The organism is Veillonella parvula (genome assembly GCF_032550495.1).
GTDB lineage: Bacteria > Bacillota > Negativicutes > Veillonellales > Veillonellaceae > Veillonella > Veillonella parvula_G.
This window is the reverse complement of the sequence record NZ_JAWFZJ010000001.1, coordinates 570,598-582,993: the sequence shown is the minus strand read 5'-3', so window position 1 is coordinate 582,993 and position 12,396 is coordinate 570,598. Positions and strand designations below refer to the sequence as shown.

Below are 12,396 nucleotides of genomic sequence, written 5' to 3'. Positions count from 1 at the left end.
ATAAGAAATGGAGCACCATGATAGAATTATTGGGTAAGTCTTTAGAAGAATTACAATCTATCTTTAAGACCCATAATATACAAAAGTTTCGAGCGAAACAGTTAATTGACTATATCTATCATAGATATATTTTTGATTTTGAAGACATGACACAATTTCCGAAAGACTTGCGTCAATGGCTAAATGATAATTGTGTTATTTCTTTACCTACATTAATTACAGAGTCTATTGCCCCTGATGGAAAGACTCGCAAAATTCTTGTAGAGATGACAGATCAAAGTCGTGTGGAAGCAGTTTTGATGGAGCAACACTATGGGTATTCTGTATGTGTTTCCTCTCAAGTGGGGTGTGCTATGGGATGTGTATTCTGTGCTTCTACACAAGGTGGCTTATACAGAGATTTAACAGTCGCTGAGATTATTGGACAAGTTGTCATATTTGGGGCTCTTACTAAAGAGGAAATACATTCTGTTGTCGTTATGGGCGCAGGGGAGCCGTTACAAAATTATGATAATGTATTACAAGCATTACAACTACTACATGATCCTATGATTTGTAATATTAGTTATCGTAAGATGACGATTTCCACTTGTGGTTGGGTTCCTAATATTTATAAATTAGCTGATGAAGGTTTGCCAATAACCTTAGCACTTTCATTACATGCTACAAATAATGAAGTTCGTCGTAGTATTATGCCCGTTGGGGCACGTTATGAATTGACGGAAGTCTTAGATGCGGTAAAATACTATTATAATACGACACAGCGTCGTGTTACCTTTGAGTATATTCTTATAGATTCTTTAAATGCATCTATGGATGAGGCTCATGCTTTGGGGAAAATCTGTAAAGATTTCCCAAATTGTCATGTTAACTTGATCCCAGTTAATGGCAATGAACATATTGAATTATATAAACCATCTATTACGAATATGAATACATTTAAAGACATCGTCAGTTCCTATGGTGTATCAGTAACGGTACGAAAGGAAATGGGCGATGCAATCCAAGCCGCATGTGGGCAGTTAAAGGCTGCTCATGGTCGGAAAAAGGAGAATCATGAATAATTTTGTTGGTTTAAGTAAAATTGGGCTTGTGCGCCAGCGTAACGAGGACCGTTTCTTCATTGATGGCCATATTTGTGCTGTTACTGATGGCATGGGTGGTTATAGCGGTGGTGAAATTGCAAGTACCTATGCTGTAGATGAAATAAAAGAATATTTGTCCTCCCTTGAAACGATAGGTCAACAAGACTTATGTGATGCTATTATTCACGCTAATCAACGTATTGTAAATCGCGTTGCTTGTGAAGAACGTCTTGCTGGTATGGGTACTACCGCTGTAGTTACAGCTATAAATGGTAATCAACTTTACTGGGCAAGTGTTGGTGATAGTCGTTTGTATGTATATAGAGATGGTCATTTACGACAAATTACTACGGATCATTCTATGGTACAAGAATTATTAACAGCTGGAGAGATTACAAAGGATGAAATGCTAAATCACCCTCAACGGAATTTATTAACTCGCGCAGTTGGTGTTGATGAAATCTTAGAGGTTGATAGTGGCGTAGAATCTATTCTTCCCGGTGATCGTATTTTACTTTGCACTGATGGATTAAGTGGCTATGTATCCGATGATGTAATTGCCTCTGCATTACAATCAACGGATGATGATATGTTGGTTATTGAATCATTGATGGAAGCTGTATATGAAGTCGGAGCAGGAGATAATGTGACCATTGTGGTGGGAACAATCTAATCTAGAAATGGAGAAATAATGAGTACTATGAATATAAAAGGCATACTTCTAGATAACCGCTACCGAATTGTTGATAAAATTGGCGTTGGTGGAATGGCTGATGTATACCTTGGAGAAGATACCTTACTAGGTAGACAAGTAGCAATAAAAGTATTGCATGCTAATTTTGCAAATGATGATGAATTTGTGACTCGATTTAAACGAGAAGCACAAGCGGCAGGTAAATTAAATCATCCAAATATTGTAAATATGTATGATGTAGGTTTTGATCAAAATCTACATTACATTGTCATGGAATATGTAGATGGTGAAACCTTAAAAAAATATATAACTCGTCATGGAAGACTGTCCATAGATGAGGCTGTTAAATTTACTATCGCCATAGCTGAAGGCTTAGAACACGCGCATACAATGGGCATTGTTCATTGTGATATAAAGCCACATAATGTTATTATTACCAATACGGGGCGCGTTAAAGTAACTGACTTTGGTATTGCTCGTGCAATAAATGCAACTAACACAGTTATGTATACGAATTCGATTTTGGGTTCAGCACACTATTTATCACCAGAGCAAGCTAGTGGTAAACCGGTAGACGGCAATACAGATATCTATTCTCTGGGTGTCGTATTGTATGAAATGCTTACAGGTCGTGTACCATTTGAAGGGGAAACGCCAATTGCGGTAGCATTAAAACATGTTCGTGAGAAGGTAGAACCTCCAACACGATATAATCCATCAATTCCTCCGCTTTTAGAAGCTGTTGTTATGAAAGCATTATCTAAAAATCCTGCTGATCGATTTGATTCTATCTCTGATATGATCAGTGATTTGCGATTATCTCAAGGTTTTACGATGGGCAAAACACAACGTCATGAACCATATGACTTTGCTACACAAATGATTCCTGCTGTTGATCCTGAAGCACTTGAAGATCTTAGTACGATTCAAGAAGAACGAAAAGAAGAGGGTAAAAAGAAGAGTATGTTAAGTAAAATTGCATCGATTCCACAAAAATACATCGTTCTAGGTGCTGCTGTCATTTTCTTAGTAGCATTTTTAGGTGCTTTCTTAAGCTACGGTAATTTCTGGAGTAATACAACAGTAGATGTACCTAATGTGGTAGGCAAACAAGTTTCTGTAGCAAAAAATATCTTAGAAGATAAACATTTGCGTGTGTCTACAAGTGAAGTCACAAATCCAGATGTGCCAGCTGGTCAAGTTATTTCTCAAACTCCTGGAGCTGGAGAGAAGGTTAAAGAGCAACGAACAATCCATCTTGTGGTTTCTAAAGGTGTAGGCGATATTACGGTGCCAGATTTAACTGATTTAACTGTGGATCAAGCCCGTCAACGACTTAAAGATTTAGGTTTAGTTGTGGGGAAAATAACACAGCAATCTGTAGATGGTAAAAAAGATGGTGTAATCATTGCTCAGAGTCCTTCCGGAGATTCTAAAGTGTCTAAAGGGACAACAATTGATCTCGTTGTAAATAAAGCGAAGGCTAAGAAAGTCAAAGTACCTAATCTTGTTGGTATGACATTAAAAGATGCTCGTGATACATTGAGTAATATTCAACTAGGTGTAAACCAAGTATCTGGATCTGTGGAAGAAAAATCTGTGGTTATAGAGCAAAGCATTAAAGCTGGCGATGAAATTGACGAAGGCTCCACATTAAATCTTACGACTGAGTTCAAAGATGATAAAAAGAAATCTGATAAAAAAGATGGAAACAGTGGTAATAAAACAACTGGTACTATAGATGTTACTGTACCAGCTGGTTCTAAAAATCAAGAACTTAAAATTGTCGTAAAAGATGATGAAGGTTCCGCAGTAATTTATGATGATACCAATAAACCTGGAGATCGTATTGTTCGAAAAGTGTCCGGTGTAGGTAATGTACGTATTGAGGTATACCTCAATGGTGCATTAGTGCAAGAAACTGCATTATAAGAGGTACTATGATTACAGGCATTGTTGTCAAAAATATGAATGGGTACTTTTATGTACAAGATGATACGGGCACCATTCATGAATGTAAGGTTCGTGGCAGACTTAAGAAAGGTCGTTATAGTTTACTTGTGGGTGATCGCGTTACGATTTCGGAGGATGGGTTCGTTGAATCCATCCATGGACGTCATAATTCGATGGTACGTCCAGCAGTAGCTAATATTGACCAAGTTGTATTAGTTGTGGCTACCCATGAACCAGATATTAATGAGCTATTACTTAATAAAATGCTCGTTATGATTGAACATGCGGATATACCTATCGTGCTATGTATCAATAAATGTGACCTGATGGATTCAGAGACGGAAACTATGGTTGATCTTTATAAATCAATTGGTTATAAGGTTTTGATGACATCCACATATAATATGACAGGCATCGATGATTTACGTCATGTGCTTCAACATAAGGTAACAGCTTTTGCAGGTCCATCTGGTGTTGGTAAGAGTAGTCTTTTAAACGCAGTAGACCCAAAATTCGCCTTCCGGACTGGGGAGGTAAGTGATAAGATTAAACGTGGCAAACATACTACTCGTCACGCTTCTTTATATAGTTTAGATGCAGATTCTTTTATCATGGATACACCTGGATTTAGTGCTATTGAATTTAATGATGTTTCTCTTGAAAGATTGCCTACATTATTCCCAGAATTTGGTGAATATGTTGATACTTGTAAATTTAGTCCTTGCTATCATGAACATGAACCCATTTGTGGGATTAAAGCTGCTCTAGAAGCTGGTCATATTCATCAAGGACGATATGATGCTTATATGTCTATACGTAATGATATAGAAAGTCAACGAAAGAGGTTTTAATATGATAAAAATTGCACCATCTATGCTTTCCGCAAATTTTGCGGTGTTAAGTGAGGAATTAAAATCTATTGAAGCAGCGGGGGCTGATTTATTACATATCGACATCATGGATGGACACTTTGTTCCTAATCTAACCTTTGGTGCTCCCATTGTGAAAGCCATTCGTCCATATACAAAATTACCATTTGATGTGCATTTGATGGTTACTAATCCTGGTGATTATGTAGAAGAATTTGCAAAAATTGGTGTAGAATATTTTACTTTTCATCAAGAAACTGTACCTCATATGCATCGTTTGATTCAACATATCAAGCAGTGTGGGATGAAGGCTGGTGTAGCATTGAATCCTAGTACACCTGTATCTCTACTAGAAGATGTAGCTGCAGATTTAGATATGATTTTAATTATGTCTGTGAATCCAGGATTTGGAGGACAATCTTTTATTAAGAATGCAATAAAAAAAGTTAAACAAGCTAAGATATTGTTAGAAGAAGTAGACAATTCAACGGCAGTCATTGAGGTAGACGGTGGTATTAACGATATTACTTGTGTACCGATTAAAAGAGCGGGGGCTACAGTTTTAGTTGCTGGTTCTGCAGTATTTGGTGCTGAAGATCGTGCAAGTATGATTGAATCCATTCGCAATAATTAAATAAATATTTTCATAATATTCTATAATTCAAATTTGAACATAAAATCGTACATCAATAAGAAAGAGAATGTATTTAAAATAAGGAGTGAGGAATACTTAAAGAATTCCTCACTCCTTGCTTGCTTTTGCCATGATTTTTTGTTAGAATTATTAGGTATGAAAAATATGCACGTCAGTGGACTTCGGTACTGTGCCTAATTTTGGGTGACCCGAAGGATGAAGCGGCGGAGGTTAATTAACAGGAGGTGCCACAATGGCAGTAGTATCAATGAAACAATTATTAGAGGCTGGTGTACACTTTGGTCATCAGACTAGAAGATGGAACCCTAAAATGGCGAAATTCATCTTCACTGAACGCAATGGTATTTATATCATTGATTTGTCTAAAACAGTTAAAAAAGTAGAAGAAGCTTACAATTTCTTGCGTGAAGTTGCTTCCCAAGGCGAAGTAATCTTGTTCGTAGGTACTAAAAAACAAGCTCAAGAAGCTATTAAAGAAGAAGCTATCCGTGCTAACATGTTCTTCGTTAACGAACGTTGGTTGGGCGGTATGTTGACTAACTTCAAAACAATTGAAACTCGTATTAAACGTTTAAAACAATTGGAAGCTATGGCAGAAGACGGTACTTTCGAAGTATTGCCTAAAAAAGAAGTTATCGGTCTTCGTCATGAAATGGATAAATTGGAAAAATACCTTGGCGGTATCAAAGATATGCCTAAAATGCCAGGTGCTCTTTTCGTAGTAGATCCTAAAAAAGAAAAAATCGCTATTGCAGAAGCTAAAAAATTGGGTATTCCTGTAGTTGCAACAGTTGACACTAACTGCGACCCAGACGAAGTTGATTTCCCAATTCCAGCAAATGATGACGCTATTCGCGCTGTTAAATTGTTGGCTGGTAAAATGGCTGACGCTGTTCTTGAAGGTCGTCAAGGCGAATCCTTTGAAGAAGCATTAGATAACATGGTAGCTGACTCTGCTGAAATGGTTCGAGACGGTAAAGCTTAATCGTTGTCGTATTAGCATTTGAAAGATAAATCTATAACATATATAATTGGGGTAAGGACTATATCCTTACCTTAATTAATACTAGGAGGAACAAAATAATGGCAATTACTGCTGCTTTGGTAAAAGAATTGCGCGACATGACTGGCGCAGGTATGATGGACGCTAAAAAAGCATTGGTTGAAACTGACGGTAATATCGATAAAGCGGTTGACCTTCTTCGTGAAAAAGGTTTGGCTGCGGCAGCTAAAAAAGCTGGTCGTATTGCAGCTGAAGGTGTAGTACAATCCTACATTCATGCTGGTGGTCGTATCGGTGTTTTAGTGGAAGTTAACTGTGAAACTGACTTCGTTGCAAAAACTGATGATTTCCAAAATTTAGCACGCGACATCGCAATGCAAATTGCAGCTGTAAATCCTACATACTTGAACCGTGAAGAAGTTCCTACTGAAGTAATTGAACACGAAAAACAAGTATTATTGGAACAAGCTAAAGTAGAAGCTGAAGAAGACGTTAAAGCTGGTCGTAAACCAAAACCTGAAGCTGTTTTAGAAAAAATGGTTGCAGGTCGTATTGAAAAATTCTATAAAGAAAATTGCCTATTAGAACAAGTATTCATTAAAGATGGCGATAAAACTGTTACAGACATCATTAATGAAAGTATTGCAAAAATCGGTGAAAACATCAACGTACGTCGTTTTGTTCGCTATGGTTTAGGTGAAGGCATTGAAAAACGCCAAGATGACTTCGTAGCAGAAGTAATGGCATCTGTTGGTAAATAATTAATAAACAATAAGAGAACACCGTACAGTGTTCTCTTATTTTGCAATAGAGGAGTAAAAATATGGCAAAAAGAAAGTTTCGACGTATTGTTTTAAAGTTGAGTGGTGAAGCATTAGCAGGTGAACAAGGTTTTGGTATTAATCCTGATGTTGTTGAAGAATTTGCAAAAGAAATTGCTGCTTTAGCAAAATCCACTGATTTAGAAATCGCGATTGTTGTTGGTGGCGGTAACCTATGGAGAGGTTTAGCTGGTAGCAATCAAGGTATGGATCGTGCTACTGCTGACTATATGGGGATGCTAGCAACAGTGATGAACTCCTTAGCATTGCAAGATGCATTAGAGCAAGCTGGTGTAGATACACGTGTTCAAACAGCTATTGAAATGCAAGAAATTGCAGAACCTTATATTCGTCGTCGCGCTATTCGTCATTTAGAAAAAAAACGTATCGTTATCTTCGGTGCTGGCCTTGGTAAACCTTACTTCTCTACAGATACAACAGCTGCATTACGGGCCGCTGAAATTGAAGCCGATGCTATTTTAATGGCAAAGAAATTTGCAGATGGCGTATATGATTCTGACCCTAAGACAAATCCTAATGCTGTTAAATTTGATGAATTAACATATAACGAGATTATCACAAAAGAATTAAAAGTAATGGATGCTACATCTACAACTTTATGTAAAGATAACAATATTCCTATTATTGTATTTAGCATGGATATTCCTGGTAATATTACAAAAGCTGCTAAAGGTGAAGAAATAGGGACCATTGTTCGAGGAGAATAATTCATATGGAAATTAAAGAATTGTTACAACAAGCAGAAGACCGCATGAATAAGTCTATTGAGGCTTTAAAACATGAATTCGCATCTATTCGTACAGGCCGTGCTAGTGTAGCACTACTTGATAAAGTAATGGTTGATTACTATGGAAGTCCATCACCCATTAATCAAGTTGCGAATATCTCCGTGCCTGAACCTCGCATGATTGTGATTGCACCTTGGGATAAAACAATGATTGGTGCTATTGAAAAAGCAATTTTACAATCTGATTTAGGTTTGAACCCTGGTAATGATGGTGCACAAATTCGTTTAAGTATTCCTCAATTAACTGAGGAACGTCGTAAAGAAATCGTTAAAGTAGTTCATAAAAAGGCTGAAGATGCAAAAGTTGCAGTGCGCAACATTCGTCGCGATGTAAATGAAGCATTAAAAAAAGAAGAGAAAGCTAAAACGATTACTGAAGATGATGCTAAAGACGGTTTAGATCAAATCCAAAAGCTTACCGATGCTAAAGTTAAGCAAATCGATGAGTTAAAAGTAGTAAAAGAAAAGGACGTATTAGAAGTATAATGTTTGATTCTAATAGCCTTATTGGAATACCATGGCAGCTTGCAAAGTCTCGTTTGCAGGCTGCCCATATTCCTTTTAAGGTAATGATTGGTGGATCCTTTAATCGCTTCTTTGAAATTTCAGATAAAGGATTTTATGTGGCACGTATTACAAAGGTTGATGAGTGCTTGCATATACTACTATATAGACCAATGATTGCCAGCGACTTCGGAAATTCTATCGAGGTAGACTATGCTAAAGAAATTATTTAACCGTAAACGTTCTGATACGCCTGTCATTGATCGTAATATAATTCCACAACATGTTGCTATTATTATGGATGGTAATGGACGATGGGCTAAACGCAGAGGCATGCCGCGCTCCATGGGGCATCGTGCTGGTGCAGATGTATTAAAAGAAATTGTTATGGCCGCAGATGAGATCGGAATTAGAGCTCTTACGGTATATGGTTTCTCCACGGAGAACTGGAAACGTCCTGAACAGGAAGTTTCTTTACTTATGTCTCTCATAAAAGAATACTTAAATAATAATGTTAAGTATATGCATGAACATAATGTACGCATTCGATTTATTGGTTTTATTGGAGGGCTTTCAGAAAACCTACAAAAAATCATTCAAGATGCAGAATTATTAACTCAGAATAATACAGGCCTCACATTACAGTTAGCGATTAACTATGGTGGGCGTGATGAAATAGTTAGAACTATCCGCGACATTGTAAAATCCGTTGCGGATGGCGTTATTACAATGGACAAAATTACTGAAGAATATGTAAGTTCTCAATTATTCACTAAAGAGTTTAGTGATGTAGATTTATTAATTCGTCCTAGTAGTGATTTTAGAATTAGTAATTTTTTGTTATGGCAACTAGCGTATGCTGAATTTTGGTTTACCGATTTGCATTGGCCAGATTTTACTAAGGAAACTTTACTTGAAGCTGTGGCGGCATATCAGAAACGAGAACGCCGATTTGGTGGCTTATGTGATGAGGAATAAAAAATGTTAAAAACACGTGTTATTACCGCTGTTATTGGTTTTATTATTGCCTTAGGGGCCATTACATTTGGTGGATTAGTATATGATGTGCTAATTACACTTTTAGCTTTATTAGGGTGGCGTGAGTTTGTATTACTTGGTAAAGCTAAACGTGTTCGGATATCCATTATATGGGGATATATTAGCATTTTATTGCTAATGATTGCTCTTGCATGTCATCAGTATATTATAGCTATAGCTATTTTAGTATTAAGTTTATTTGCCAATTATATGTTGTGTACATTTGGTGAAAGTAAGTACTCGATGTCTAGTGTATCCTTTAGTGTATTTGGTTTATTATATATTGGTATGGGTATGACTTCATTACTCTTGATTCGTCATGACTCAATTTACATGGATTTATCAATGCCTTTTGAACTATATAACTGGGGCACTATTACACTTTGGTTATTATTGTTTACTACTTGGGCTAGCGATACCTTTGCATACTTTTCAGGTCGAGCTCTTGGTAAACGTAAAATAGTACCATCCATTAGTCCTAATAAAACACTAGAAGGTTTTATTGGTGGATTTATCGGCTGTATCCTTACAGGTGCAGTATTTTCGTATATCGTTGGCATTCCTTGGTGGATGGGAATCCATGTAGGTATGATTAGCGGTATATTAGCACCATTAGGTGATTTGTTTGAATCAAAGATTAAACGACTATGTAATGTAAAAGATTCTGGTACATTATTACCAGGTCATGGCGGTGTATTGGATCGCTTTGATAGTTTATTATTTGCGGCTCCCATTACATTAGTATATATATTGCTATTTTCGTACTAATTTTATAGAGGTACACTTATGAAATACCTAAGTATTATCGGCAGTACTGGCTCAATCGGTACACAGACGCTTGATGTGGTGTCTCAACATCCAGATCAATTCAAGGTGGTTGCCTTAGTGGCACATCATAATATTGACCTCTTAGAACATCAGATTAAAGAATATAAACCTTTGGTGGCTGGTCTTGTAGATGAAGGTGCTTTTAAAGAATTACAAGCACGCTATACAGGTCCTACAAAATTGATAGGTGGTAAGGAAGCCCTCATTGCAGCAGCTACAATTCAAGAAGCAACAATGATTGTTACTGCTATTGTAGGTGCTGCGGGAATTGAGCCTACAGTGGAAGCTATAAAACAAGGGAAGACTATAGGTCTTGCTAATAAAGAAACTCTTGTTGCTGGAGGTCCATTAATTACGGCTTTAGCTAAAGAACATGGCGTGCAAATCCTACCTATCGATAGTGAACATAGTGCTATATTTCAGTGCTTAGAAGGACAGAAGCGTGACAATGTTGATTCTTTAATTGTCACTGCTTCTGGTGGACCTTTACGCACATGGGATTCTAGTAAAATTCAAACTGCAACTGCTGCAGATTGTTTGCGACATCCTACCTGGAATATGGGTAATAAAATAACTATAGACTCTGCCTCTTTATTCAATAAAGGCTTAGAGGTAATAGAAGCTCATTGGTTATTTGGTTTTGATTTTGATCATATTGATGTAGTAGTACATCCTCAAAGTATTGTTCATTCTATGATACGTATGAAGGATGGTGCGATATTAGCGCAAATGGGTAATCCAGATATGCGCGAGCCCATTCAATATGCTTTGACGTATCCCAAACGTGAAGTTTTAAGTATGAATCATCTTGATTTTAGTCAAGCACTACATTTGGAGTTTTTACCTCCACGGTATGACGATTTTCCTGCACTTCGACTTGCGTATGAGGTGGGACGTGCTAGTGGATTTAAACCTGCTGTATTTAATGCAGCTAATGAAACGGCAGTATATGCCTTTTTAGAAGATAAAATCGCCTTTGGTGATATTTATAAAGTCGTTACTTCTGTTCTTGAATCTATGGGACCAGAAGATGATTTTACATTAGATAATTTATTATCCATCGATAGATGGGCCCGTGAAAAGGCAACATCGTTGATGTTATAGGAGAATATATGATTACGGCATTAGCCACAATATTTGTATTTGGTTTAATTGTGTTTATTCATGAATTAGGCCATTTTATTACAGCTAAGATGTCAGGTATGCAAGTTGATGAATTTGCTATAGGTTTTGGTCCAGCCATATTTAAAGTACAAAAAGGGGAAACTTTATATTCTATTCGTATAATTCCTCTTGGAGGATTTAATCGTATTGCTGGTATGACACCTGACGAGCCTCTTAATGAGCGCTCCTTTTATAATAAACCTGCGTGGAAAAAATTTATTGTTATTTCTGCAGGGGCTGTATTTAACTTTATATTAGCCATTGTACTTTTCTTTGGCCTAAATGTGACTGTAGGAAATCTTACATATACAAATGAACCTGTAATTGGTAACATTATTGCGGGTAGTTCTGCAGAACAGGCTCATTTAGAAGCTAACGATAGAATTATTACGATTGATGGTAAAAAAATTAGTACTTGGGATGATATTCGTCCTAGCTTACAAGGCACAGCAAACCATGGTGTAACTGTTGTTGTAGAGCGTGAAGGACAAACTATAGAGACTACGGTAATACCTAAAATGGAACAAGATAGTCCTAAGATTGGCATCTACCCTAGCTTTACTCGTGAAACATATAGTATTGGTGAATCTTTGAGCCTTGCTGTTAGTCGGACGGGGCAAACTATTGTTGCTATGGTCAGTGGGATTTACGATATGATTCGTGGCACACAAGCAGCCGAATTATCTGGTCCAGTAGGAATTTCCCAAATGGCAGGTACTATTGCACAATCAGGATTTGCACCACTATTAAGTTTTGCTGCATTCCTTAGTATTAACTTAGGGGTTATTAATCTTTTACCATTACCTGTTTTAGATGGTGGTCACTTGATTATTATCTTGGCGGAAGCTATAACAGGCCGTAGATTACCTGCTAAAGCTCTTATGTATATACAAATGGTTGGGGTTGCCTTAATGGTAGCATTATTCTTATATGTAACAACGCAGGATATTTTCCGTTTACTATAAGACAGATGG

14 protein-coding genes are annotated in these 12,396 nt (G+C 37.0%); all 14 read left to right on the top strand.

The annotated features are described in order from the left end of the window. Window positions 1–17: 17 nt before the first annotated feature. The 14 genes from rlmN (at window position 18) to rseP (ending at window position 12,387) form a co-directional block, all read left to right on the top strand. The gene (gene rlmN / locus E6X37_RS02890) at window positions 18–1,064 is read left to right on the top strand and encodes a dual-specificity RNA methyltransferase RlmN (protein WP_156697533.1); all 1,047 of its coding nucleotides are present in this window, start codon (window positions 18–20) and stop codon (window positions 1,062–1,064) included. Then, complete coding sequence (locus E6X37_RS02885; RefSeq protein WP_004697417.1) at window positions 1,057–1,758, top strand: Stp1/IreP family PP2C-type Ser/Thr phosphatase; 702 nt, start codon at window positions 1,057–1,059, stop codon at window positions 1,756–1,758. Before rlmN ends, E6X37_RS02885 begins: the two co-directional genes overlap by 8 nt. 27 nt (window positions 1,759–1,785) lie before the next feature. Beyond that, window positions 1,786–3,711, top strand: a complete 1,926-nt coding sequence (gene pknB / locus E6X37_RS02880) for a Stk1 family PASTA domain-containing Ser/Thr kinase (RefSeq protein WP_042466902.1) — start codon at window positions 1,786–1,788, stop codon at window positions 3,709–3,711. Between the two features lie 8 nt (window positions 3,712–3,719). Further along, window positions 3,720–4,583: a ribosome small subunit-dependent GTPase A gene (gene rsgA, locus E6X37_RS02875; protein WP_156697534.1), complete on the top strand. Its 864-nt coding sequence runs from the start codon at window positions 3,720–3,722 to the stop codon at window positions 4,581–4,583. Window position 4,584: 1 nt separating this feature from the next. Beyond that, window positions 4,585–5,235: a ribulose-phosphate 3-epimerase gene (gene rpe, locus E6X37_RS02870; protein ID WP_101928244.1), complete on the top strand. Its 651-nt coding sequence runs from the start codon at window positions 4,585–4,587 to the stop codon at window positions 5,233–5,235. 253 nt (window positions 5,236–5,488) lie between these two features. Beyond that, window positions 5,489–6,241 carry a 30S ribosomal protein S2 gene (gene rpsB / locus E6X37_RS02865; RefSeq protein ID WP_004695687.1) on the top strand — a complete coding sequence of 251 codons (753 nt, stop codon included), beginning with the start codon at window positions 5,489–5,491 and terminating at the stop codon, window positions 6,239–6,241. A 98-nt stretch (window positions 6,242–6,339) separates the two neighbouring features. Continuing rightward, entirely contained in the window at window positions 6,340–7,020 is a 681-nt protein-coding gene (gene tsf / locus E6X37_RS02860; protein ID WP_004695689.1) for a translation elongation factor Ts, read from the top strand. Window positions 7,021–7,082: 62 nt separating this feature from the next. Further along, window positions 7,083–7,808 carry a UMP kinase gene (gene pyrH / locus E6X37_RS02855; RefSeq protein WP_008713845.1) on the top strand — a complete coding sequence of 242 codons (726 nt, stop codon included), beginning with the start codon at window positions 7,083–7,085 and terminating at the stop codon, window positions 7,806–7,808. Window positions 7,809–7,813: 5 nt separating this feature from the next. Next, a complete protein-coding gene (gene frr / locus E6X37_RS02850; protein ID WP_008713847.1) occupies window positions 7,814–8,374 on the top strand; it encodes a ribosome recycling factor in 561 nt (186 codons plus the stop codon). After that, window positions 8,374–8,625, top strand: a complete 252-nt coding sequence (locus E6X37_RS02845) for a hypothetical protein (RefSeq protein ID WP_004697100.1) — start codon at window positions 8,374–8,376, stop codon at window positions 8,623–8,625. Before frr ends, E6X37_RS02845 begins: the two co-directional genes overlap by 1 nt. Next, entirely contained in the window at window positions 8,606–9,370 is a 765-nt protein-coding gene (locus E6X37_RS02840; protein WP_008713849.1) for an isoprenyl transferase, read from the top strand. Before E6X37_RS02845 ends, E6X37_RS02840 begins: the two co-directional genes overlap by 20 nt. 3 nt (window positions 9,371–9,373) lie before the next feature. Then, entirely contained in the window at window positions 9,374–10,198 is an 825-nt protein-coding gene (locus E6X37_RS02835) for a phosphatidate cytidylyltransferase (protein ID WP_060919768.1), read from the top strand. Window positions 10,199–10,216: 18 nt separating this feature from the next. Beyond that, window positions 10,217–11,362 carry a 1-deoxy-D-xylulose-5-phosphate reductoisomerase gene (locus tag E6X37_RS02830; protein ID WP_060919769.1) on the top strand — a complete coding sequence of 382 codons (1,146 nt, stop codon included), beginning with the start codon at window positions 10,217–10,219 and terminating at the stop codon, window positions 11,360–11,362. A gap of 8 nt (window positions 11,363–11,370) precedes the next feature. Then, entirely contained in the window at window positions 11,371–12,387 is a 1,017-nt protein-coding gene (rseP, locus tag E6X37_RS02825; RefSeq protein WP_008600853.1) for an RIP metalloprotease RseP, read from the top strand. Window positions 12,388–12,396 lie beyond the last annotated feature (9 nt).

Bases quoted from the DNA above. Each gene is read 5' to 3' on its own strand.
- E6X37_RS02840 (WP_008713849.1), top strand. From the start codon at position 8,606: ATGCTAAAGAAATTATTTAACCGTAAACGTTCTGATACGCCTGTCATT.
- E6X37_RS02845 (WP_004697100.1), top strand. From the start codon at position 8,374: ATGTTTGATTCTAATAGCCTTATTGGAATACCATGGCAGCTTGCAAAG.
- rpsB (WP_004695687.1), top strand. From the start codon at position 5,489: ATGGCAGTAGTATCAATGAAACAATTATTAGAGGCTGGTGTACACTTT.
- E6X37_RS02885 (WP_004697417.1), top strand. From the start codon at position 1,057: ATGAATAATTTTGTTGGTTTAAGTAAAATTGGGCTTGTGCGCCAGCGT.
- rpe (WP_101928244.1), top strand. From the start codon at position 4,585: ATGATAAAAATTGCACCATCTATGCTTTCCGCAAATTTTGCGGTGTTA.
- E6X37_RS02830 (WP_060919769.1), top strand. From the start codon at position 10,217: ATGAAATACCTAAGTATTATCGGCAGTACTGGCTCAATCGGTACACAG.
- pknB (WP_042466902.1), top strand. From the start codon at position 1,786: ATGAATATAAAAGGCATACTTCTAGATAACCGCTACCGAATTGTTGAT.
- frr (WP_008713847.1), top strand. From the start codon at position 7,814: ATGGAAATTAAAGAATTGTTACAACAAGCAGAAGACCGCATGAATAAG.
- rlmN (WP_156697533.1), top strand. From the start codon at position 18: ATGATAGAATTATTGGGTAAGTCTTTAGAAGAATTACAATCTATCTTT.
- tsf (WP_004695689.1), top strand. From the start codon at position 6,340: ATGGCAATTACTGCTGCTTTGGTAAAAGAATTGCGCGACATGACTGGC.
- rsgA (WP_156697534.1), top strand. From the start codon at position 3,720: ATGATTACAGGCATTGTTGTCAAAAATATGAATGGGTACTTTTATGTA.
- pyrH (WP_008713845.1), top strand. From the start codon at position 7,083: ATGGCAAAAAGAAAGTTTCGACGTATTGTTTTAAAGTTGAGTGGTGAA.
- rseP (WP_008600853.1), top strand. From the start codon at position 11,371: ATGATTACGGCATTAGCCACAATATTTGTATTTGGTTTAATTGTGTTT.
- E6X37_RS02835 (WP_060919768.1), top strand. From the start codon at position 9,374: ATGTTAAAAACACGTGTTATTACCGCTGTTATTGGTTTTATTATTGCC.